This window comes from Streptomyces durhamensis, from assembly GCF_000725475.1.
Lineage (GTDB): Bacteria > Actinomycetota > Actinomycetes > Streptomycetales > Streptomycetaceae > Streptomyces > Streptomyces filipinensis.
This window is the reverse complement of record NZ_JNXR01000003.1, coordinates 57,128-79,326: the sequence shown is the minus strand read 5'-3', so window position 1 is coordinate 79,326 and position 22,199 is coordinate 57,128. Positions and strand designations below refer to the sequence as shown.

22 protein-coding genes and 1 pseudogene are annotated in these 22,199 nt (G+C 72.8%); 13 read left to right on the top strand and 10 right to left on the bottom strand.

What is annotated here, in order from left to right; genetic code table 11:
- Nucleotides 1-68: 68 nt before the first annotated feature.
- Complete coding sequence (locus tag IO33_RS0104090; protein WP_031160282.1) at nt 69-482, bottom strand: roadblock/LC7 domain-containing protein; 414 nt, start codon at nt 480-482, stop codon at nt 69-71.
- 91 nt (nt 483-573) lie between these two features.
- On the opposite strand from IO33_RS0104090, the gene IO33_RS0104085 reads away from it, so the two are divergent.
- Complete coding sequence (locus IO33_RS0104085; RefSeq protein ID WP_031160280.1) at nt 574-1,002, top strand: PPOX class F420-dependent oxidoreductase; 429 nt, start codon at nt 574-576, stop codon at nt 1,000-1,002.
- A gap of 9 nt (nt 1,003-1,011) precedes the next feature.
- Here the strand turns inward: IO33_RS0104085 and IO33_RS0104080 are convergent, their stop codons facing one another.
- The 5 genes from IO33_RS0104080 to IO33_RS0104060 form a co-directional block, all read right to left on the bottom strand.
- On the bottom strand, nt 1,012-1,614 hold the full coding sequence (locus tag IO33_RS0104080) for a GTP-binding protein (protein ID WP_031160278.1): 603 nt from the start codon (nt 1,612-1,614) through the stop codon (nt 1,012-1,014).
- An 83-nt stretch (nt 1,615-1,697) separates the two neighbouring features.
- Complete coding sequence (locus IO33_RS0104075) at nt 1,698-2,108, bottom strand: DUF742 domain-containing protein (protein WP_031160276.1); 411 nt, start codon at nt 2,106-2,108, stop codon at nt 1,698-1,700.
- Nucleotides 2,109-2,125: 17 nt separating this feature from the next.
- Entirely contained in the window at nt 2,126-2,563 is a 438-nt protein-coding gene (locus IO33_RS0104070) for a roadblock/LC7 domain-containing protein (protein ID WP_031160274.1), read from the bottom strand.
- On the bottom strand, nt 2,560-5,100 hold the full coding sequence (locus IO33_RS0104065) for a sensor histidine kinase (protein ID WP_031160272.1): 2,541 nt from the start codon (nt 5,098-5,100) through the stop codon (nt 2,560-2,562). The genes IO33_RS0104070 and IO33_RS0104065 overlap by 4 nt, the downstream gene beginning before the upstream one ends.
- A 48-nt stretch (nt 5,101-5,148) precedes the next feature.
- Nucleotides 5,149-5,922: an MHYT domain-containing protein gene (locus IO33_RS0104060; RefSeq protein WP_031160268.1), complete on the bottom strand. Its 774-nt coding sequence runs from the start codon at nt 5,920-5,922 to the stop codon at nt 5,149-5,151.
- Between the two features lie 151 nt (nt 5,923-6,073).
- Here IO33_RS0104060 and IO33_RS0104055 point away from each other — a divergent pair, with 151 nt between their 5' ends.
- Nucleotides 6,074-6,673 carry a class I SAM-dependent methyltransferase gene (locus tag IO33_RS0104055; protein ID WP_037684916.1) on the top strand — a complete coding sequence of 200 codons (600 nt, stop codon included), beginning with the start codon at nt 6,074-6,076 and terminating at the stop codon, nt 6,671-6,673.
- Between the two features lie 37 nt (nt 6,674-6,710).
- Here IO33_RS0104055 and IO33_RS0104050 read toward each other — a convergent pair whose 3' ends face one another.
- Nucleotides 6,711-7,466, bottom strand: coding sequence for an alpha/beta fold hydrolase (locus IO33_RS0104050; protein WP_031160264.1), 756 nt, complete (start codon nt 7,464-7,466; stop codon nt 6,711-6,713).
- A gap of 109 nt (nt 7,467-7,575) precedes the next feature.
- Here IO33_RS0104050 and IO33_RS0104045 point away from each other — a divergent pair, with 109 nt between their 5' ends.
- Nucleotides 7,576-8,109 carry a PadR family transcriptional regulator gene (locus IO33_RS0104045; protein WP_031160261.1) on the top strand — a complete coding sequence of 178 codons (534 nt, stop codon included), beginning with the start codon at nt 7,576-7,578 and terminating at the stop codon, nt 8,107-8,109.
- Here the strand turns inward: IO33_RS0104045 and IO33_RS0104040 are convergent.
- Complete coding sequence (locus IO33_RS0104040; RefSeq protein ID WP_031160259.1) at nt 8,086-8,991, bottom strand: oxygenase MpaB family protein; 906 nt, start codon at nt 8,989-8,991, stop codon at nt 8,086-8,088. The genes IO33_RS0104045 and IO33_RS0104040 overlap by 24 nt on opposite strands.
- 98 nt (nt 8,992-9,089) lie before the next feature.
- Here IO33_RS0104040 and IO33_RS0104035 point away from each other — a divergent pair, with 98 nt between their 5' ends.
- Together IO33_RS0104035 and IO33_RS0104030 are read left to right on the top strand one after the other, a co-directional pair.
- Entirely contained in the window at nt 9,090-9,386 is a 297-nt protein-coding gene (locus IO33_RS0104035; protein ID WP_031160257.1) for a hypothetical protein, read from the top strand.
- A 138-nt stretch (nt 9,387-9,524) separates the two neighbouring features.
- The gene (locus IO33_RS0104030; RefSeq protein ID WP_031160255.1) at nt 9,525-10,403 is read left to right on the top strand and encodes a hypothetical protein; all 879 of its coding nucleotides are present in this window, start codon (nt 9,525-9,527) and stop codon (nt 10,401-10,403) included.
- 127 nt (nt 10,404-10,530) lie between these two features.
- On the opposite strand, the gene IO33_RS0104025 is transcribed toward IO33_RS0104030, so the two are convergent.
- Nucleotides 10,531-10,713, bottom strand: a complete 183-nt coding sequence (locus tag IO33_RS0104025) for a hypothetical protein (RefSeq protein ID WP_031160253.1) — start codon at nt 10,711-10,713, stop codon at nt 10,531-10,533.
- A 401-nt stretch (nt 10,714-11,114) separates the two neighbouring features.
- On the opposite strand from IO33_RS0104025, the pseudogene IO33_RS52110 reads away from it, so the two are divergent.
- Nucleotides 11,115-11,524: pseudogene (locus tag IO33_RS52110) on the top strand (SWF or SNF family helicase); the annotation flags it as partial.
- Nucleotides 11,525-11,692: 168 nt separating this feature from the next.
- Nucleotides 11,693-13,033 carry an esterase-like activity of phytase family protein gene (locus tag IO33_RS0104020; protein WP_031160251.1) on the top strand — a complete coding sequence of 447 codons (1,341 nt, stop codon included), beginning with the start codon at nt 11,693-11,695 and terminating at the stop codon, nt 13,031-13,033.
- An 83-nt stretch (nt 13,034-13,116) separates the two neighbouring features.
- On the opposite strand, the gene xylA is transcribed toward IO33_RS0104020, so the two are convergent.
- Nucleotides 13,117-14,283: a xylose isomerase gene (xylA, locus tag IO33_RS0104015; protein ID WP_031160248.1), complete on the bottom strand. Its 1,167-nt coding sequence runs from the start codon at nt 14,281-14,283 to the stop codon at nt 13,117-13,119.
- Nucleotides 14,284-14,487: 204 nt separating this feature from the next.
- On the opposite strand from xylA, the gene xylB reads away from it, so the two are divergent.
- The 6 genes from xylB to IO33_RS0103985 all read left to right on the top strand — a co-directional run bounded on the left by xylB (nt 14,488) and on the right by IO33_RS0103985 (nt 22,190).
- Nucleotides 14,488-15,942: a xylulokinase gene (xylB, locus tag IO33_RS0104010; RefSeq protein ID WP_031160246.1), complete on the top strand. Its 1,455-nt coding sequence runs from the start codon at nt 14,488-14,490 to the stop codon at nt 15,940-15,942.
- A 34-nt stretch (nt 15,943-15,976) separates the two neighbouring features.
- Complete coding sequence (locus IO33_RS0104005) at nt 15,977-17,185, top strand: ROK family transcriptional regulator (RefSeq protein WP_031160243.1); 1,209 nt, start codon at nt 15,977-15,979, stop codon at nt 17,183-17,185.
- A 295-nt stretch (nt 17,186-17,480) separates the two neighbouring features.
- Nucleotides 17,481-18,965: an APC family permease gene (locus IO33_RS0104000; RefSeq protein WP_031160241.1), complete on the top strand. Its 1,485-nt coding sequence runs from the start codon at nt 17,481-17,483 to the stop codon at nt 18,963-18,965.
- 78 nt (nt 18,966-19,043) lie between these two features.
- Nucleotides 19,044-20,057 carry an acetamidase/formamidase family protein gene (locus tag IO33_RS0103995; RefSeq protein WP_031160239.1) on the top strand — a complete coding sequence of 338 codons (1,014 nt, stop codon included), beginning with the start codon at nt 19,044-19,046 and terminating at the stop codon, nt 20,055-20,057.
- A 111-nt stretch (nt 20,058-20,168) separates the two neighbouring features.
- Nucleotides 20,169-20,813, top strand: coding sequence for an N-acetylmuramoyl-L-alanine amidase (locus IO33_RS0103990; protein WP_051926436.1), 645 nt, complete (start codon nt 20,169-20,171; stop codon nt 20,811-20,813).
- Between the two features lie 69 nt (nt 20,814-20,882).
- Nucleotides 20,883-22,190 carry a GAF domain-containing protein gene (locus IO33_RS0103985; RefSeq protein ID WP_031160234.1) on the top strand — a complete coding sequence of 436 codons (1,308 nt, stop codon included), beginning with the start codon at nt 20,883-20,885 and terminating at the stop codon, nt 22,188-22,190.
- Nucleotides 22,191-22,199 lie beyond the last annotated feature (9 nt).

Genomic DNA, 22,199 nt, shown 5'->3' with positions numbered 1-22,199 from the left:
CGTAGCCAATCCGGCGCAGGTCGTGGCGAGCCTGTGGATAACTCCACCGACGAAGGAGAAAACGCAGGTCAGAGGTCTGCGATGGGGGTGCGCTCCGGTTGCCGGGCATCGACGCCGAGGTGTTCGCCGACGCGATTGACGAGCAGGGTCATCTCGTAGGCGATCTGCCCGATGTCGGCCTCCGCGCCGCTGAGCACGCACAGGCAGCTGCCGGTGCCGGCCGCGGTCACGAACAGTACGGCGTCGTCGTACTCGATCATGGTCTGGCGTACCCTGCCCGCGCCGAAGTGGCGTCCCGATCCTTTGGCCAGGCTGTGCAGTCCGGACGCCACGGCGGCCAGATGCTCGGCGTCCTCACGGCGTAGGCCCGTACTCGCGCCGGTGACCAGCCCGTCATTGGACAGGACCAGAGCGTGCCGCACGTGGTCCACCCGCTCGGTCAGATCGTCCAGGAGCCAGCCGAGTCCCTGGTTCTGCGCCATCTCCGTCTCCCCGTGTGGTGTCTCCCCCTGGCTGGAGGAACTCCCCGCCAGCCTTCCCCACCACCGGCGTCCGGGCAAGCAAGATGGGCGTATGGCACAGAAGATGACCGACGAGGAATGGCGGGCGTTCGTCTCGAACGGCACCCGGACCGGCAAGCTGTCCACCGTTCGCGCCGACGGGAGCCCTCATGTGGCCCCGATCTGGTTCCTGCTGGACGGCGACGAGCTCGTCTTCAACACCGGTAAGGAAACGGTGAAAGGGCGCAATCTGGCCCGCGACGGGCGGGTGGCCCTGTGCGTGGACGACGATCGGCCGCCGTTCCACTTCGTGGTGCTGAACGGCCGCGCCCGTGTGTCGGAGGAGCTGGACGAGGTGCGTCACTGGGCCACCCGGATCGCCGCCCGGTACATGGGCGAGGACCGCGCCGAGGAGTACGGCGCCCGCAACGGCGTTCCGGGGGAGCTTCTGGTCCGGGTCGGCATCGACCAGGTGGTGGCGGTGAAGGATCTGGCGGCCTGAGCGGCGGGGTCAGCCGACCGAGTCCAGGAGCCGGGCGGTGTGCATCCGCCCGGCGTACTCGACGAGCCTGATCAGGACCTCTTTGCCCGAGTCCCGCTCCCGCGCGTCGCACAGCACCACGGGTGTGCCCTGGTCGAGGTCCAGAGCCCGGCAGACGTCGTGCGTGCCGTAGGTACGGGCTCCGGCGAAGCAGTTGACGGCCACCACGAACGGTATCCGCCGGTGCTCGAAGTAGTCGACCGCGGGAAAACAGTCCTCCAGGCGCCGGGTGTCCGCGAGGACGACGGCACCGAGGGCGCCCTGGGACAGCTCGTCCCAGAGGAACCAGAACCGGTCCTGTCCGGGTGTGCCGAAGAGGTAGAGCGACAGACCGGAGCGGATGGTGATGCGCCCGAAGTCCATGGCGACGGTGGTGGTGACCTTCTGGCCCACGCCGTCGGTGTCGTCCACCGACTGCCCCGCCTCACTGAGCAGTTCCTCGGTGCGCAGCGGCCGGATCTCGCTGACGGCCCCGACCAGGGTCGTCTTACCGACGCCGAACCCTCCGGCGACGAGTATTTTCAGCGCCAGGGCGGAGGTGTCGCCGACGGCGTCGGAGTGCTCGGTGACCATGATCACTTCTCTCGGGAGGGCCGGCTGTGGTCGGTGTCCGCCTGCTGTGGCGGTGAAGTCGGCATCGGGTTCGGCATGTTCGTCTACAGCGCTCGCAGTCCCTCGATGACCTCGCGCAGAATCCGCTCGTCGGGCAGGTGGGCAGGGGGCACGGGACGGCTGATGATCACACAGCCGATCTCCAGCAGGTCACCGAGGAGCACCCGGATCACGCCGACGGGGAGGTCCGCGTCCGCCGCGAGTTCGGCGACGGACTGCGTCTCCGTACGGCACAGCGCGACCAGGGTCCGGTGTTCGGGGCCCAGCGCGACGTCGTCGAATGCCGGTGCCGAGGGGTCGAGGGTGACGAGGGCGATCAGGTCGAAGCGCACGCCGGTGGGCCCCGGCTGGGTGCGCCCGCCCGTCATCGCGTACGGGCGGACCAGCGGTCCGGCCTCGCCGTCGTACCACTGGCTGCCGGGCTCCCACGGGCCGTCGGTGCGGTTCTCCGTCATCGGTGCCGCCTTGCGGCTCATCCGGCTGCGGGAGGCTGCGCGGCGACGCGCGGCGGTGTGTACAGATGCTCGCCGACCCTCTTGACCAGCCGCGCCATCTCGTAGGCGACCAGTCCGATGTCGGCGGTGACGGCCGTGAGCACGGCGAGGCAGGAACCGTCGCCGGCGGCGGCCACGAAGAGGAACGCGTCGTCCATCTCCACCATGGTCTGTCGCACGCCGCCCGCGCCGAAGTGCCGTCCCACGCCCTTGGCGAGGCTGTTGAAGCCGGAGGCGACGGCGGCGAGGTGCTCGGCGTCCTCCCGGGCGAGGCCGCTGGAGGCGCCGACGGCCAGACCGTCGTTGGAGAGCACGACGGCGTGCCGTACCTCGCTCACGCGCATCACCAGGTCGTCGAGCAACCAGTCCAGTTCGCCGGAGCGCTGGCCGGCCCTCGTGTTGGGGTCCTGGATCATGCCGGGTCTCCTTCGCTGCTGTCTCTGCCCGTTGGGCGTTCCGGGGCGGCGTCGCGGCCGGGCCGTCTGCCGCCGCCACGAGCCCAGCCGTCGCGGTAGGCCGCCATGCGGTCGCGTACCAGCTCGGGGGTGCGCCGTTCGTCGGCGTGCCGTGCGGTTTCCGGTGCCTGTGCTTCGGGGCGTTGCCGGAGCTGGGGGGCGAGGCTCGCCTGGCGCACACGGCGTGGGAGGTCATCGTTGGTCTCGGAGGCTTCGGGCGGTCGGTGCAGCCTCAAGGCGGTGACTCCGGGGGGCGGGGGTTCGTCGATGGTTGCGCGCGGACCCGCCGCGTCGGGAACGCCGCGGAGGTGCTCGGGTGCGGTGCCCGCGAGGGCGGGCAGGTCCGGCCGCGCGACGACGGCCTCTTGGTGCGCGGTGACGTCGGGTACGCGCGCGTACTCGCGTTCCTGCTGGTGACGGCCCTGCTCACCGTGGTGGGCGGCGCGTTCCGACGTGCTGCTGTGGAGCAGGGCGGTGGGCAGCAGGACGACGGCTGTGGTGCCTCCGTAGGGAGAGACCCGCAGATGCACCTTGACGTCGTGCCGGGAGGCGAGCCGGCTGACCACGAAGAGTCCGAGCCGGTCGCTGTCGAACAGGTCGAGGGCCTCGGACTGCTCGATGCGCCGATTGGCCTCCGCGAGGGTGTCGGCGCCCATACCGAGTCCCCGGTCCTCGATCTCCAGCGCGTAGCCGTTGCCGACGGGTTCGCCGGTGACGCGCACGCGCGTGTGGGGCGGTGAGAACTGGGCGGCGTTCTCAACGAGTTCGGCGAGCAGGTGGGTGAGGTCGGCCACGGCGCCGCCGACGACGTGGGCCTCCGGGAGCTGGCGTACCTCCACGCGCGCGTAGTCCTCGACTTCCGACACGGCGGCCCGTACGACGTTGGTCAGGGACACCGGCATGCGCCAGGCGCGACCCGGTGCGGCGCCGGACAGGATGATCAGGCTCTCGGCGTGCCGCCGCATGCGCGTGGTGAGGTGGTCCAGGCGGAACAGGTCGCTCAGTTCGTCGGGGTCGTCCGAGCGGCGTTCCATGCTGTCCAGGAGGCTGAGCTGGCGGTGGACCAGTACCTGGCTGCGGCGGGCCAGGTTGACGAAGACGCCGGAGATGCCGCTGGCGAGTTCGGCGCGTTCCACCGCGGCGTGCAGGGCGGCGCGGTGGACGGTGGTCAGGGCTTCCGAGACCTGGCCCGCCTCGTCCTCGGCGGGTGGTCCGGCGGGCGCCTCGGCCTGGATGTCGATCTCCTCGCCCGCACGCAGTCTGCCCATCGCTTCGGGGAGTTTGCGACGGGCGATCTCGAGGGCGTCGTTGCGCAGGCTCACGAGTTCGACCACGAGGGCGCGTCCGATGCGGACGGAGATGACGAGCGAGGCGGCCACGGCGGCCAGGCCCAACAGCACGGCGGCGCCCGCGGGGCTGAGCAGGCCGCGCGTCACCGGGTCGGCACGGCCCGCGACGGCCCGGCCCGTGTCCGTCGCGATGTCCCGCATGCCGTCCCGCACGCGTGCGTGGGCGGGGCTCCAGGCTGCCTGCGCTGCCGCGGCGACCAGTTTGACGCCCGGGCCGGCGGTGAGGATCTTGTCCTCGGCGGCACGCAGAGCGGTGTAGGAGTCGCTGTCGGCCAGTTCCTGCCAGGCTGCGCGCTGGGCGGCCGGCAGATCGGCGACGGCCGTCTCGGTGAGGGCACGACGCGCGTCGACGGCGGCGCCGAACAGCCGCAGCCGTTCGCCCTGCAGCTGCGCGGCGGTCCGCGCGCTGTCGAGGACGGCGTCCTCCTGGGCCAGCGCCTCGGCGGCGCGGCTGAATTCGAGCAGCACGCGCGCGTCGGAGCCGACGTCGGCCTGCTGGATGCCGGTGAGGGCGCCGTCCACGGTGAAGGCGACGCCGATGGTCTTCGTGTACTGCGCGTACACCGTGTCCCAGCCGGCCCTGTGGGCGAGTACGGCCGTGCGCAGTGCGCGCAGGTGCTCGGCGCCGGTGACGAAGGCCCCGAGGCGCCCGGAGACACCGGCGGGCAACTCCTCGCTGTCGGCGACGGTGTTGTCGTGTCCGAGCCGCAGCTCGGCGACGGCCCGGTCGGTGCGGGCGGCCAGGCTTCGCAGGTCGCTGCCGTCGGCCGCGCCCGGTGCGCCGGCGTAGCGTACGGCGGCGGTGCGCTCGGCCTGGAGAGCGGCGACGGCCGTGGCCACCGGGGTGCGCAGTTCGACGTCGACCCACTGGGACTGCCGCAGCCGGGCGACGTCCTGGGCGGTGGTGACGGTGGCGTACGCCCACAGGGCGAGCAGGGACACCACGGGCACCATCAGCAGGCTGACCACCTTGGCGCGCACGGTGCGGGGGCGAAGGTGCCGGCGGCTGCCACGCGCGCGTGCCGTGACCGGTGGTGTGCCGAGCGGGCGGTCGTGGCCCTCGTCGGCGGGCGGTCCGGCGTGGGCGCGGCGGCCTCGTGGCGGGCGCGCCGGGGCTCCGGCTTTCGGGGCGGTACGGGGTGGGCGCATGGCCTCCTCGCTCGGGACGTGGGTCGGGGCGCTCGGGCCGGGCGCCCGCTAGCGGGCGATGCTCTCGACGGGCCGTTGGGCGGAGGCGGACGCCTCCCGCTCGTCGGCCGTGGGCGAGAGGGCGACGAAAGCCGAGGTGATGAACAGGTAGGACCCGAGGCCGACGGCGAGGGGGAAGATGAACTGCATCGCCGTGGCCCCGGGCAGAGGTGCGCCGGAGGGCTCCACACGCACGCTCACCGCGAACATCCCGGTGTAGTGCATGCTGCTGACGGCCACTCCCATGACGAGGGAGGCGACGGTGACCGCGAGGGGGGACTTGATGTTGAGGCCGGCCCACAGGGCGGCGGTCGCCGCCACGACGGCGATCAGCACCGACACTCCGACGAGGAGGGGGTCGTACGTGATGCCGCCGTGCAGCCGGACGGCTGCCATGCCCAGGTAGTGCATGCTGGCGACGCCCAGCCCGGTGGTGAGGCCGCCGAGGAGGAGCGCCCGGTTGCGGTCACGGCTGTAGCCGACGGCGAAGACGCCGGCGCAGACGACGACCACGGCGACGAGGAGGCTGAGGATGGTCAGCGGCACGTCGTAGCGGATGTCGGTGCCGCTGACGCGGAAGCCGAGCATGGCCACGAAGTGCATGGTCCAGATGCCGGTCCCGATGGCGGAGGCCGCGGTGACGAGCCAGTTGCGGCGCGAGCGGCCGGTGGTGGCGAGCGCGCGGACGGTGCAGCGCAGTCCGAGCGCGGCGCCGGTGCAGGCCATGACGTACGACAGTACGGGGGTCAGCCAGCCGAAGGCGGCGTGGTCCAGGTGTCCCATGGCCACGGGACGCTAAGGGTGCACGGGCGCACAAAGGGGGCGCATTTCGAAAGGTGTTGGAATATGACACACAGATGCGACGGAACGATCGGGTCCGGCCCGAACATGTGCGCCTGTATATCCCCCGAGGCGGTGAGGGATCATGCGGAACATGAGCGATGACCACACGCATGTCCAGGAGTTCTTCAGCGCCCGCGCCGCCGACTGGGACAGCAGGTTCCCCGACGACGGTCCCGCCTACGCGGCCGCCGTCGGCGAGCTCGGGCTGCGGCCGGGCGACCGCGTGCTGGACGCGGGGTGCGGCACAGGGCGGGCCCTGCCGCCGTTGCGGGCCGCCGTGGGCCCCTCCGGAGTGGTGCTGGGCGCCGACCTGACCCCGGCGATGCTCCACGCCGCCGCGCGGGCGGGCCGCAACCGGGACGGGCGGCTGCTGCTCGCGGACGTCGCCGCGCTGCCGCTGCGGTCCGCAGCCCTGGACACCGTGTTCGCGGCCGGTCTCATCGCGCATCTGCCGCGACCGGAGCAGAACCTGCGGGAGCTGGCCCGCGTGGTGCGGACCGGCGGAAAGCTCGCACTGTTCCACCCCATCGGGCGCACGGCCCTGGCGGCACGACAGGGGCGGCGGATCACACCGGACGACCTGCGCGCCGAGGCCAACCTCGGCCCGCTGCTGTCCCGTTCGGGGTGGAACATGACGTCGTACGTCGACGAGGACGCCCGTTTCCTCGCGCTCGCGGTGCGCGAGCGGTGAACGTCCCACGACGGAAGCGGCGGAAGTCCGGGGCGGGTCAGCCCTTTCCGGCGACGGCCGCGGCGAAGGCGTCGGGGTTGTCGAACATGACGTTGTGCCCGGCTCCCGGCACGGTCACGACGCGTACACCCGCGGCTTCCAGGCCCTCCCGGCCCGGCAGTTCGCCGCTGTACTCGCCCTGCAGGTAGACCCGCTCGACGGGCAACGCCTCCAGCATCGCGCGCATCACAGGTTGCGATCCACGGCGCAGGCCGACGGCGCTGCGGTGCAGGGCGCGCGGGTCGGCCAGCCGCATGGTGGCCGCCCACAGCGGCCCGACCGCCTCCAGCACGCGCGCGTGCTGCCGTTCGACGAAATCGTCCTCTTCATAGGCGGCGATCCCGCTGCTTCCGGCCGTGGCCGGCGGGAAGGCGTCCAGGTTGGCCTCGGTGAGGACGAGCCGTGCCGCGAGATCGGGCCGCCGATGGGCCAGCACGATCGCCACGGCGCCGCCCATGCTGTGCGCGATCAACTCGGCGCCGCGGACTTTGGCTTCGTCCAGCGCGACCGCCACCGCGTCGGCGTGCTCCTCCAGCGTGTATCCGAACGAGTGCGGCCGGTCGCTGAGGCCGTGTCCCGGCAGGTCCAGGAACAGGCTGCGGCGGCCCGCGAGTTCGGGCCGGGCCGCGATGTGCGCATGGTAGACGGCGGACATCGAGCCAAGTCCGTGCAGGTACACGCGCGCGGGCTCCGCCCCGGGTACCTCGGTCCAGCTGATCCGGCTTCCCTCGTGGTCGAACACGACCTGCTTCACGTGACCCCTCCCCGATCGTCCGACCCTCGGACTGTACATCGGAACCGATGTATTCCTGCAACGGAGTATCAAAGTGACGAGGTACATCCCCCTGCGCAAGAATGCGGCGGTGCTCGAACTCGCCATCCTCGGTTTCCTCTACGACGCCCCGCTGCACGGATACGTCCTGCGCCGGCACATCGCGGCCCTCACCGGCCATGTGCGGCCCGTCGCCGAAAGCACGCTGTACCCGGCGATCAAGCGGCTGGAGAAGGCGGACCTGCTGGTCCGGGCCACCGAGCCCGGCGCGGTGGCGGCGCCGCGCCACGTGCTGCGGCTCACCGAGGAGGGGCGGCGCGAGCTGAAGCGGAGACTGGCCGAACCCGCCCAGCGCGAGATCACCGACGAGAACCACTGGTTCACGCTGCTCGCGTTTCTGCGGCACCTGGCGGATCCCGCCGCCCAGGCGGCTGTGCTGCGCCGTCGGCTGGCCTTCCTGGAGGAGCCGTCGAGCTTCTTCTACGACGGCGACCGGCCGCTGGCCGCCGAGGAGGTGGACGACCCGTTCCGGCGCGGTGTCCTCACCATCGCGCGGGCCACGAGCCGGGCGGAACTGGCCTGGCTGCGCGACACCCTGGCGTCACTCGACGGAGTCGGCCACTGAGGTGTCCCGGTGCCCCACCGGGCAGCCGCGCAGCCCGGGAACCGGACGGGTGCCCAGACCGGAGACCCGGTAGCCGTCCGGGTAGCTCTTGATCTCCCGGTTCTGGCGTGCGAAATGCGGCGAGCGACGCGGCGGGAGCAGCCGGACGAACCGGCCACGCGCGCGTACGGCACGACGCACCCAGGCGGAGGTGGCCGCGCCGGGCGGGGCGTAACGGAACGCACGCAGCAGTGGCTCGTCGAGCAGGGCGAGGGTCGCCGTGCGCAGCAGCGGCGCCAGGGGGCGCGGATACCAGGACGCCATCAGGTCGAGCGTGGCGTCGGAGACCCGCCGGGCCTGCTCGTCCCAGCCGAAGTGTTCCTGCTCGTAGGTGTCGAGGAGGGTCTCGAACTCCTCGTAGGTCTCGGGGATGCCGGGAATGCCCATGCGCCGGCCGAGGGTGCGGTAGTACTCGGTGGCGGCGACGACCTCGTGCCGGGACAACCGCCGCCAGCCGTAGGCGTCGATCCAGCGCCTGGGCATCACGACGAAGGTGCTCAGCACGTACCTCATGTCGTCGTCGCTGATGTCGTAGCTGCGGTGCATCTGGTTGATGCGGCGGATCGCGCTACGGCCCTCCTCCGCGGCGAAGCCGTGCTCCACGATGGCGTCGAGGAGCAGCACGGTGTCGTCGTACCGCTTCTGCGTGTGCTGGGTCAGCTCTGCGGTCCGCGCGAGCAGCCGCCCGATGCTCGGCACCGCGTAGGTGCGGTACAGGGCGAGTTCGAGGGCGCGGGTGTAGTCCCACGGAAACTCGAACGTCGCACTGAGCCGGTAGATCTCCAGCGCGTCCGCCACCGGGTCCAGCCGGCGGATCTGCCGCAGCCGCTCGAAGCGCTTCACCGCGTCGTCCCCCTTCTGCCGCCGAAGGTCCAACTCTACTTTGAATGACAGCAGATGAGCGATCGGCGACGGCTCCGTTCGAGGGTAGGGTGGTCCGCGTGTTCGGCCAGATACGCAAGTACGCCTCCAGGCTCCGCGACTCCACGCACGCGCAGCCGGCGAGCGCTCGGGAACGGCGTACACACAACTTGTTCGAAGCGGCCGCCACCTATGTCGTCGCCCGCGCGGAGGACGATCAGGACCGGATCGAGGATGCGACCACCTGGGTGTCACCGGAGGCGCTGTCGTTCGGGGTGAGCGAACTGGCCTGCCGGGCGGTCGTCGCGTTGGCCCAGGAGCGCGGCGAGTCTCCGGCGGCGGTGGCCCGGGATCTTCTGGGGCTGCCCACGGGCTGACGAGGACCCCCTCCAGCATGGTCGTTTCGCCCCCGTCCAGGCGGAAACCTGCAGCTCCGCGTGGTGTGAGGAGTCGTGACAAGCGGCTTGCGCTCGCACTAGGGTGCGCGCCGATGGACGAACCACTGGGAGGCAGGGATGGCCGGGACCGACGATGAGGCCGTCGCCGCCGCGGACGATGCGCTGTACGTACTGACGGCGGTGCTGCTGACACCGGCGCAGTTTCCGAGCGTTCTGGGCGACGACTATCCGGAGGCGTGCGCGGCGCTGGGACTCGCGCCCCTCGCCGACGGCTACGGCCTGGTGCTGGGCCAGGACGGCGAGGGCGCACGCTGGACGGTCGTCATCGACGACGTCTCGCTGGTCGCCGTGGCGATCGCGTCCTGGGACTGCGGCATGGAGTACGAGCTGTCTCCGGACGAGCGAGCGGTCGTGGCCGCGCTGCCGGGCTGGCCTCTGGCGGTCGCCGTCGCGGCGCCTGGCGTCGCCGCCCCGCACGATCCCGCTCCGGAGGCGGCGGACCGCCCTGCGCTGAGGCCGCCGGACACCAGCTCCTGGGGGCCGGCCCAGCGCCGCATGGGCGCCGACGAGATAGCGCTGCAGTGGGCGACGTGGCGGGAACAGATCAACGACGCCGAGTTCTCGGTGCGGGGCGAGCAGGACAAGCCTGACGGGCAGGAGAGGCCCGAGGGGCGGGAGAACGCGGAGGAGTCACGGCCGGCGGACGAGAAAGGCGTGCCGCACAGCGGCCACCAGGGGGTCAGGCGGGTGCTGGCGGAGGCCCGCGCCTACGTCGACTCGCAGCCGCCGCTCGGCCGGGTGCGCTCGTCGTTCGCCCCGGGTGACGCGCGTACGCTGCGCGCCGACGGCCCCGGCTGGTCGATCGTGGCCCGCACCGACGACATCGCCTTCGTCCTGCTCGACGAGGAGCCCGGCGAGGTCCTGCCGGTGGGCCGGGGCCCCGAACTGCCGGGTCTGCTGGAAGCCCTGGACAAGATGGCCGTGCGCCCCCTCTGAGGGAGGCCCCCTGGGGTCCGCGGTGCTCAGGTTCCCAAGCGGGGGCCGCCCGCCGGGGCCGGTGCGGCCCCCGCGGGCCGCACCGGCACCACCGGCGCTCAGCCTCCTCGCCGCGCCCGCCGTGACGTCAGCGGCCGAGCTCCTTGCGGGTGACCCTGCGCAGCCTGCGCCGCTGTGCGGGATCCAGCGCCAGATACCCGGCCACCGGCACCCCGACCACGACCAGGAACGCCACCCACCAGGGCAGCCAGATCAACAGGATCAACCCGCCCGCCACACCCCCGACGGCGATCTTCGCGTTGTTGGACATGAGCGTCGCCTCCTTCGCGGCCACTGCCGCTCTCTGCTCTGGAAACGGCCCCCCGCTCGCCGCAGTTCCGGAACCCGGCCCTGAGACGACCCTGAGTCCCGCCCCCTAGTGGGCGAGGCCCCCGGCTCTCCCGGGCCGACACGCGCGCTCACTCGCGCCGGGCAGGGCCCTTGCGCTCCCGGTTCTCCGGCACGCCCGGTCCCGGCACATGCCCCAGACCTCCCGGTGCGGTGAGGGCCCGCCGAACGGGAGCCGGGCCGGCACCGGCCACCGTCCGCTCGCCGCACGAACCGGGCGCCAGACATCGAACAGATGGTGAAGCGTCTTGGAGCACGCCGTCTGTCTGCCCGGGGTCACCTGCCCGCAGCGACCCCACGTCCCGGAGTCGCCCTCGGGCCGTGGCCGGGAGCGTGGACGCGGCGGAGGCGTGGGCGGCCGGTGACATCCTGCCTCCGCTGCCCGGGCTGCCGCAGGCGCCGGGGACGCCGCCGTCCCTCACCGCCGCGGCGGCACCGGCGCCCGGTGTCGATCCTGCGGCACTGGCCCGGCGTGCCGGGGGCGTGGCACCGGCACGGCGTGTGCGGCGCTCGAAGCGGCCTGGGAGGCGGAGGAGCGGCCGCCGTTCCACAGCAGCGGCCACCGGTGGACCGTCCCGGGGGGCTCCAGCTGCGCCTCGGCCGGGACGGCCGCTGGTGGCCGTATCGCGAGGGAGGGCGAGCACTGGATCCCCGCAGGCGGACCGGAACCTGATCCGGCGACGGCACTCGCCGCACGGCTCGGTGCGGAACCCGAGGCCGAGGAGGACCGCTGACGAGCCATGGAGCCGACGGGCCGGCGCTATGCAGCCGGCCCGTCGGCACCCTGCAAGCAGCGCGATCCGATGGCCGTCGGACGCCGGCTGTTCACCCGCCGGTCTCACGACGTACCTCCTGGAGCCCAAGTCTGGCCGCTGTCAACGAACTTGCCCCCAGGAGGCCCGATGTCCCCGCACACCGCCGGCCGGCGCCGCGTCCACCGTTCCGCCGTCACGAGCCTGCCCCTGGCCCTGGCCGCCGTGCTCGTGGCCGCGGGAACGGCCACGGCGGCGCCGTCCCGGGACGCCCGCGTCATCCGCACCGCGACGCTCGGCGAGATACCGCTCGGCGCGTTCAGCAACACACTGCTGCCCGGCAGCGTCGCCGACGACCACGGGGTGAAGCTCGGCGGTCTCGGCAGCGACATCTACCCGGCGGGCCGCGAGGGCGAGTACTGGACGGTGACCGACCGCGGACCCAACGGGCAGATCAAGGTGGACGGCGCGAAGCGGCGCACGTTCCCGGTGCCGGGTTTCGACCCCGCGATCGTGAAGGTCCGGGTCTGCGGCGACACGGTCCGGGTCATCGACGCCATCCCGCTCACCACCTCCTCCGGCAAGGCCGTCACCGGGCTCCCCGACCAGGCGGGCCGGGATGAGGCGCCGTACACCTACGACGCGCGGACGCCGCTCTCGTACAATCCGAACGGCCTCGACACGGAAGGCCTCGTGCGGGCCGGCGACGGGAGCTTCTGGCTCGCCGACGAGTACGGCCCGTCGCTCGTCCACGTCTCCCCGCGCGGGCAGGTGCTCACCCGGTACGTGCCCGAGGGGCTCGGCCTGACGGGCACGGACTACCCGGTGGTGGAGGCGCTGCCGTCGATCCTGCTGCACCGCAAGGTCAACCGGGGGTTCGAGGGGCTCGCGCAGCTGCCCGGCGGGGATCTGGTGCTGGCCCTGCAGAGCCCGCTGTCGCTTCCGGACGCGGACGCCGGGAACGCCTCGCGCACCACACGGCTGCTGCGCTTCTCCCCGCGCGAGAGGGCCGTCACCGCGGAGTACGCCTACCGGTTCGACCCGGTGAACGTGGTCGACCCGAGTGAGGACGACACCTCCGAGCTGAAGATCTCCTCGGTCGTGGCCGTGGGCGGCGACCGGCTGCTCGTCGAGGAGCGCACGGACAAGGCGGCCCGGCTGCAGCTGGTCGAGCTGAAGAGGCGGTCGAGCATTCTGGGTGGCCCCTGGGACGACGACACGACGTCTCCGTCCCTGGAACAGCTGGACGACCCGGCGGCCCTCGGCGTGCCGGTCCTGGCCAAGCGGCTCGTGGTCGACCTGAACAAGGTCGAGGGGGTGCAGCAGAAGATCGAGGGCATCGCGCGCGTGGACCACGACACGCTCGCCCTCATCAACGACAACGACTTCGGGATGACCGACGGCGCGGGCGCCTTCGACGCCCAGGGCCGACTTGTCGACAGCGGGATCAGGACGACCGTGACGTACGTGCGGCTGCCGCGGGGACTGTGACACCCCCGAACCGGTGGGTCCGGGAAGCGGACTGACGGAGGGCCGGGATCGCGGCGGCTGCCGCTCCCCGGCCCTCCCCGGGTTCAGCCCCGCGCCCCCAGCAGGTGGTCCATGGCGAGCTGGTCGAGACGTTCGAAGGCCATGCCTCGCCCGGCGGCCGCCTCGATGTCGAAGTCCTCGAAGGCCGTACGGTCGGCGAGCAGGGTCTGCAGTCCGTCGGCCGCGGTCGGCCGGGCCAGCTGGTCCAGCCGCGAGGCGTGCAGCGCCTCCCGCACCTCCGGATCGGCGCGGAAGGCGGCGGCCCGCTCCTTGAGGATGAGGTAGTTGCGCATGCAGCCCGCGGCCGACGCCCACACGCCGTCGAGGTCCTCGGTCCGCGGCGGCTTGAAGTCGAAGTGCCGCGGGCCTTCGTAGCCGGCGCTCTCCAGCAGGTCGACCAGCCAGAACGCAGCCCGCAGGTCCCCGGCGCCGAACCGGAGGTCCTGGTCGTACTTGATGCCGGACTGGCCGTTGAGGTCGATGTGGAAGAGCTTGCCCGCCCACAGGGCCTGGGCGATGCCGTGCGGGAAGTTCAGTCCGGCCATCTGCTCGTGCCCGACCTCGGGGTTGACGCCGTACAGCTCGGGACGCTCCAGGCGCTCGATGAAGGCCAGCGCGTGGCCGACGGTGGGCAGCAGGATGTCGCCGCGCGGCTCGTTGGGCTTGGGCTCGATCGCGAACCTCAGGTCGTACCCCTGCGAGGTGACGTACTCGCCGAGGAGGTCGAAGGCCTCCTTCATGCGGTCCAGCGCCGCGCGTACGTCCTTGGCGGCACCGGACTCGGCGCCCTCACGGCCGCCCCAGGCGACGTAGGTCTTCGCGCCCAGCTCGACCGCGAGGTCGATGTTGCGGATCGTCTTGCGCAGCGCGTAACGGCGCACGTCGCGGTCGTTGGCGGTGAAGGCGCCGTCCTTGAAGACCGGGTGCGTGAAGAGGTTGGTGGTGGCCATCGGGACGGTCATACCGGTGGCGTCCAGGGCCTGGCGGAACCGCTTGACGTGGGACTCGCGCTCGGTGTCGGAGGATCCGAACGGGATCAGGTCGTCGTCGTGGAAGGTCACCCCGTAGGCGCCGAGCTCGGCCAGGCGCCGCACCGTCTCGACCGGGTCGAGGGCGCGGCGGGTGGCGTCGCCGAACGGGTCCCTTCCCTGCCAGCCGACGGTCCACAGACCGAAGGTGAACCGGTCCTCGGGGGTGGGCTGGAACTTCATGGCGCGGCTCCCTCGCTGCGTTGCGACTATTTCGTCATGGCCGTTTACAAATTAGTATGCGCGCACACCGCTGGGAAGAGACAAGATGTCTTTGTCCCGCAGAGTCGCCGAAGGTCACGGAAGCCATGGAGCCATGGATGCCATGGAAGCCGTGGACGGCGCGGCCGTCGCGGAACGCGGAACGTCGCAAAAGGGGAGAGCCCGATGTCAGCAGCCGAGGGTCCGCTCGTCGTCGGCGTGGACACATCAACGCAGTCCACGAAGGCGCTGGTCGTCGACGCGACCACCGGCGAGGTGGTGGCGAGCGGCCAGGCGCCGCACACCGTGTCCTCCGGCGCCGGCCGCGAGAGCGATCCGCGTCAGTGGTGGGACGCCCTGTGCGAGGCATTGCGCCAGTGCGGTGACGCGGCGCACGAGGCGGCCGCCGTGTCGATCGGCGGCCAGCAGCACGGCCTGGTCACCCTGGACGAGCGGGGCGAACCGGTACGGCCGGCGCTGCTGTGGAACGACGTCCGCTCGGCGCCGCAGGCCCGCCGGCTGGTGGAGGAGCTGGGCGGCCCGAAGGCCTGGGCGGAGCGCACCGGCAGCGTGCCCGGCGCGTCGTTCACGGTCACGAAGTGGGCCTGGCTGGCCGAGCACGAACCGGAGGCGGTCCGCGCGACCCGGGCGGTACGTCTCCCCCACGACTACCTCACCGAGCGGCTGACCGGGCAGGGCACCACCGATCGCGGCGACGTGTCCGGCACCGGATGGTGGGCGTCCGGTACGGAGGCGTACGACGCGGAGACCCTCGCGCACGTCGGGCTCGACCCGGCGCTGCTGCCCCGTGTGGTGCGGCCGGGCGAGGTGGCCGGCACCGTGCGCGACAGTCATGACCTGCCCTTCTCCAGGGGCACGCTGGTCGCCCCCGGGACCGGCGACAACGCGGCGGCGGCACTGGGCCTCGGCCTGCGGCCCGGGACCCCGGTGCTCAGCCTCGGCACGTCCGGCACGGTGTACGCCGTCTCCAAGCATCGCCCCGCCGACCCGACCGGCACGGTGGCGGGCTTCGCCGACGCCCACGGGGACTGGCTGCCCCTGGCCTGCACGCTGAACTGCACACTCGCCGTGGACCGCGTCGCGGCGCTGGTCGGCCTGGACCGCGAGGCCGTGGAGCCCGGCGGCACCGTGACCCTGCTGCCGTACCTGGACGGCGAGCGCACCCCGAACCTGCCGAACGCCTCCGGCCTGCTGCACGGACTGCGCCACGACACGACCGCGGGGCAGCTGCTGCAGGCCGCGTACGACGGCGCCGTGCACGCGCTGCTCGGCGCGCTCGATCTGGTCCTGGACGAGGACGCGGACCGCGGCAGCCCGCTTCTGCTGATCGGCGGCGGCGCCAGGGGGACGGCGTGGCAGCAGACGGTCCGGCGGCTCTCGGGGCGGCCCGTGCAGATCCCGCAGGCCAGGGAGCTGGTCGCCCTCGGGGCCGCGGCGCAGGCCGCCGGCCTGCTCACCGGCGAGGATCCGGCCGCGGTGGCCCGGCGCTGGAACACGGCCGCGGGACCGGTGCTGGACGCCGTGGAGCGGGACCAGCAGACACTGGAGCGGATCACCGGGGTACTCTCCGACGCGGCCCCCCTCCTGGAGCGGGGGACGGACACCACACCGCACGCATGAGCCGGGCGGCAGACACCGGGGATCGACGTCAGGCATGAGCGAACCGCTGCACGAGGCCCGCCCGCCGGGCGCCGGCCGCCCCCTGCCGGACACCCAGCGGGGCATGCGCCGGCGCAATCTGGCCCGTGTGATGCACGCCGTCAGCGCGGAGGGCTCACTGTCACGGGCCGCGGTCGCCTCGCGCATCGGACTGACGCGGGCGGCCGTGTCGACGCTCGTGGACGAGCTGATCCGCTGGGGGCTGGTGGAGGAGCTGGGTCCGGAGCGGCCTGGCCGGGTGGGCCGGCCCGGATCGGCACTGGCGGTGAGCGGTCGCGGTCCGGCCGGGATCGGGGCCGAGATCGGCGTCGACCACCTCGCGGTGTGCGCGGTCGACCTGCGTGGCACGGTCCGCGCGCGGGCCGTGCGGCACGCGGCGAACCGGGGCCGCACACCCGCACCGGTGGTCGAGGAGCTGTCCGAGCTGGTGCGCGGGGTCGTGGCCGAAGCGGAGCGTGAGGCGTTGTGGCCCGCGGGGCTCGCGGTCGCCGTGCCCGGACTGGTGGCACGGGACGGCCGTACGGTCGTGCGCGCCCCGAACCTCGACTGGCACGACGCGGACCTCGGCGCCCTGCTGTCCGGCGAGTGGCCGCTGACCGTGGACAACGAGGCCAACTTCGGCGCGCTCGCGGAGCTCTGGCTCGGTGACGGCACCCCGCGTGACTTCCTGCATGTGTCGGCCGAGATCGGCATCGGCGCCGCGGTCGTCGTGGACGGCGCACTGCTGCGCGGCACCCGCGGCTTCGCGGGCGAGCTGGGTCACGTACCCGTACGGCCGGACGGGCCGCCCTGCCCGTGCGGCGGCCGCGGCTGCCTGGAGCAGTACGCGGGCGAGGAGGCCGTGCTGCGCGCGGCGGGGCTGGAGCCGGGCGGGGACCTGGTGGGCCTGCTCGCCGAGCGCGCCGAGCGGGGCGACACGAGCGTACGGGCCGCCCTGCGGGACGCCGGTACGGCGCTCGGTATCGCCCTGACCGGAGCGGTGAATCTCCTCGACCCCGAGACGGTGGTCCTCGGTGGTGCCCTCGCCGGCCTGTCCCCCTGGCTGCTGCCGTCCCTGGAGACGGAGCTGACGGGCCGCACCGCAGGCCCGCCCTGCCCGGTGACGGTGTCCCGACTGGGGCCGGAGGGCCCGCTGCTGGGCGCGGCACACTCGGTCGTGCGAAGCGTGCTGGACGATCCGGCGGTGGTCGCGGAGCGGTCCTGAGCCCCCTCGCCGCGTCCCGCGTGACCCCCGCGGCCGGGGAACGGGCCGGGGGACGGGCTGGGGACAAACGGCCCGGCGACGGCTGGCCGATCACCCGATCGGGTGGCCGGGTTTTCCACAAGTGGGGGCTTCTCCACGGAACCGGCGCGCACTCTTCTGCCCAACCGACCTGCGCCGTACCGTGATTCACGTGAGGCGCGGGCCGACGGACCGTCAAGGTCGGCCTGTCTCACACGGTTGACGGACTTTCACACACGTCGGGTGGCAGTGGGCTGACAGGTATCGGGGGACACACATGCACGAGGAGACGACCGGGGCGCTGCGGCGCGACGCCGTCGGACTGCGCGAGGTGCTGTTCCAGAGCGTGACGGCGATGGCGCCCGCCGCCGCGGTGGCCGCGTCGATTCCGGCCGGCGCCGTCTTCGCGGGCGGCAGCCTGCCGCTGGCGGTGCTGGTCGCCCTGGTGGCCTGTCTGTTCACCGCGTCCTGTGTGGCCGAGCTGGCCCGGGAGCTGCCCGCGGCGGGCTCGGTGGCCACGTATACGGCGCGGGGGCTGCACCCGGCCGCCGGCTTTCTCGTCGGCTGGGGTTACGTCTTCGTGGAGATGCTGGTCCCCCCACTGCTCCTCCTGCAGCTGGGCTTCACGGCGGCGGGCACACTGCACGAGGAGTGGTCGTCCTATCCGGCGGACCTGTGGTGGCCGTGGTCCCTGGCGGGGGCCGGTGTGATCGCCGCCGCCGGCTACCTGGGCGTCCGCGCCTCGGCCCGCTTCGGCACCGTCCTCGGCGTCTTCGAGATCCTCGTCTTCCTGGTGTTCGCGGTCCTGCTCATCGGCAGGGCGGGCAGCGGCAACACCCTGTCGGTGTTCGGCACCGCGCACACCGCCGACGGTTACTCCGGGATCAGCGGCGTGTTCGCCGGGTCCGTGTACACGGTGCTGGCGTTCGCGGGGTTCGAGGCGGCGGCGCCGCTCGCCGAGGAGACCCGCGACCCGCGGCGGACGATGCGCCGCGCGGTCCTCGGAGCGGCCCTGGGCATCGGCCTGTTCTACGTGATCACGACCTATGCGATGACCGTGTACTTCGGCCCGGACCGCTTCGCGAAGTTCGGTGCCTCCGGCGAGTCGTCGTGGGACGGCGTCGCCCGGGCCTCCTTCGGCCTCTTCTGGGTGCTGGTGTTCCTGGCGGTGATCAACTCCACGATCGCCAACGCCAACGCGTGTGCCAACGTCTCGACCCGTACGGCCTTCGCCCTGGCCAGGATCCGGGTCCTGCCCCGCATGCTCGCCACACTGCACCCCCGGCACCGCTCGCCCGTGGCCGGTATCGCACTGCAGACCGTCGTGGCGGTCGGGGCGGTGCTGGGACTCGGTCTCGGATATGACCCCGTGACCGCGTTCCTGCTGCTCGCCACGGTGATCGTCACGGTCGTCGCCGGTGTCTACGTCGTCGTGAACCTCGCCTGCGCCGGTTACTTCCTGCGCGCCGGCCGGACAGCCCTGAAGCCGGTACGGCACCTGCTGTTCCCGGCGCTCGGCAGCGCCGCCTTCATACCCGCCCTCCTGACGGCCGCCGGCCTCCCGGTCTTCGACTTCGTCACCCGACTGACCGCCCCGGTGTCCTACGCGGGCCCGGTCGTCGGGGTCTGGATGACGGCCGGCGTGGTGGTGCTGCTCCTGCTGATACGGCGGCACCCCGAGCGCATAGCGGAGACCGCGCGGGTGCACCTCGACGCGTCCGACCCGGCCGGCCACCGCCAGGACGGCACCGTACCCGGCTGACCGGGCCCGTCACGCCCGCACAGCCGCACCCGCGCGGGCCCCGTCCCACGACCGCCCGTCAGAAGGGACCACTCCACCATGACCGACCCCAGGATCCTCACCGTGCGCCCACGACCGGGCGAGTACGCCTGGACCTTCGGCGGCGCGCCGCCCGTGGCGCGGATCGCGCCCGGCACGGTTCTCGACCTGTACACGGAGGACTGCTTCGCCGGGCGGGTGCGCTCCGAGAAGGACCTCGTCTCCGAGGTCTGCGAGTTCCCGTTCCTCAATCCGCAGACCGGCCCCTTCCACATCGAAGGCGCCGAGCCCGGTGACACCGTGGCCGTGCACTTCGTGTCGATCGAACCGGCCCGGGACTGGGCGGCGTCGACGACGGTCCCGCTCTTCGGCGCGCTCACCTCGACCCACACCACGGCCACGCTGCAGCCCCCGCTGCCGGAGCGCGTCTGGATCTGGCAGCTGGACCGCACGCGGCGCACCGCCCTGTTCCAGGCGCAGGACAGCGACATCGAGGTCGAGCTGCCCCTGGACCCCATGCACGGCACGGTGGGCGTGGCGCCGGCCGGTCTGGAGGTGCGCTCCGCCCTCGTCCCGGACGCCCACGGCGGGAACATGGACACCCCCGAAATGCGGGCCGGCGTCACCTGCTACCTGGGGGTCAACGTCGAGGGTGCCCTGCTCAGCCTGGGCGACGGGCACGCCCGCCAGGGCGAGGGCGAGACCTGCGGCGTGGCCGTGGAATGCGCGATGAACACCGTGGCCGTCGTGGACCTCCTCAAGGACGTCGCCACCCCGTGGCCCCGGCTGGAGTCCGACACCCACATCATCTCGACCGGCTCGGCGCGCCCGCTGGAGGACGCGTTCCGGATATCGCAGCTGGACCTGGTGCAGTGGCTGGGGCGCGACTACGGGTTCAGTGAGCCGGACGCGTACCAGTTCGCAACCCAGGCGGTCGAATCACCGTTGGCCAACGTGTGCGACACGAACTACACGTGCGTGGCCAAGCTCCGCAAGGAGTGGCTGCCGGCCCGCGAGACGTACCGCGGCGTGCACGCGCGACTGCGGGAGACCGCACGGGCACTGCGCAGCTGACGCCGACGACGCCCCCGTAGGCCGCTCCGCTCCCCCACCCCCCTCGGCATCCCGACGCCCCTACGACTCCTGACGTCCCCCCACACCCCCTGAAAGGCCCCGCCGATGGACATGGACCCGGCCGGCCCCACCCGGTCAGAAGACCCGGCACCAGCAGCGAGACAGGCACAGCCGCGCCTGAGCAGACGGCGGCTGCTGAAGGGCGCCGCGCTCGCCGCCGTCCCCTACGCGCTGCTGCCCGACCCACGCGCCGGTGCGCAGCCCGCGGCCGTCGACTACCCGCCCGCCGAATGGCGCCCGGCGAGCACCTCCAACTACAGCGCGTCCGACCGCCCTGGCGACTATGCCATCGACCGCGTGATCATCCATGTCACGCAGGAGACGTACGCCAACACGCTGACGATCTTCGGCAACCCGCAGAAGAAGGTGTCCGCGCACTATCTGGTCCGCTCGGCGGACGGGCACGTCGCGCAGTGCGTGCACGAGACGGACATCGCCTGGCACGCGGGCGACTGGGACTACAACACCCGCAGCATCGGCATCGAACACGAAGGGTGGGTGGACCAGCCGGCCTACTTCACCAACGCCCTCTACGAGCAGTCGGCGAAGCTCACGGCGGCGATCTGCACCAAGTACGGCATCCCGAAGGACAGGGAGCACATCATCGGCCACTACCAGGTGCCGGGCACCGACCACACCGACCCTGGCCCCTACTGGGACTGGGTCCGCTACGTGAGACTGGTCAACTTCGCCTAGGCGGAAGACGATGGGCGCAGCACCGACAACGGGACCGACATCACCGTTTCACCGTCCGGGGAGGCCGAGTTGACCGATCCGTGGGTGGCCCTGGAGCCGGGGGCCGACCCCGCCGAGCGGGTCCGTGTCCTGCGCCGGGCGCACGAGACGTTCACGACGGTGGGCACGGTGCCACGCCCGGTGCGCTCGGTCGTGGCGGAGTCGTGGCGGCGCAGCGCACGGGCCGGTGTCGCGCCGGACGGCACCGCCGGCGTGGAGCTGACCGACGCCGACCTCGGCGCCTATCGGGCGGAGCACCCGCTGGCCCGGGTGATGCCGCTGTTCCGGGAGCTGATGGGCACGTTCGCCGCCGACGGGGAGCATCTGCTGGCGGTGTGCGACGCGCAGAGCAGACTCCTGTGGGTCGAGGGGCACCGGGCGACCCGGCGCCGGGCGGACGGGATGAACTTCGTACCCGGGGCGCGCTGGTCGGAGAGCGCCGTCGGCACCAACGCACCGGGAACGGCGGTCGCCGTGGACCGGCCGGTGCAGGTGTTCGCCGCGGAGCACTTCATACGGCGGGTCCAGCCGTGGACGTGTGCGGCGGCTCCGGTGCACGATCCGCGCACCGGCCGGGTCCTGGGCGCCGTGGACATCACCGGCGGGGACGGGCTGGCCCATCCGCACAGCCTGGGTTTCGTGCAGGCGGTGGCCCGGGCCGCGGAGGCGCAGCTCGCCCTGCTCGCACCGCCGCCCAGCGCCGTGGACAGACCGCTGCTCGGGGCGCTGGGCCGGGACGAGGCCGAGCTCGTCCTGGACGGCCGGCGGACCCGGCTCAGCCGCCGGCACAGCGAGATCCTCGTCCTGCTCGCCCGGCATCCCGAAGGGCTGTCCGGTGATGAGCTGCTGTGCGCGCTGTACGCGCACGAGTCGGTGACCCCGGTGACCTTGCGTGCCGAACTCGCCCGGCTGCGGCGGCTGTTGGGGCCAGGCCTGCTCGCCTCGCGGCCGTACCGGCTCACGGCCGCGGTCGAGTCGGACGTCACCGCGGTGGAGCGGCGGCTGGAGTCGGGGGCGGTCACGGCGGCGGCCGAGGCGTACGCCGGTCCGCTGCTGCCCGGTTCGCAGGCCCCGGCGATCGTACGGCTGCGGGACCGTCTCGCCGACGGGCTGCGGACGGCACTGATCGCGCACCGCGACCCGGACCTGCTGGCGGACTGGGCACACGCGCCCTGGGGTGAGGACGACGTCGAGGTGTGGCGGGCGCTCGCCGCGGTGCGGCCCACGGCCCCGGTACGGTCCCGGCTCGCCGCGCTGGAGGCCGAGCTGACGGCACCGGCCGGCCGGACACCGGGACGGACCCGCGGCGCAACCTACTTGCAACGTCCGCCCGCCTAGCCTCGCGCC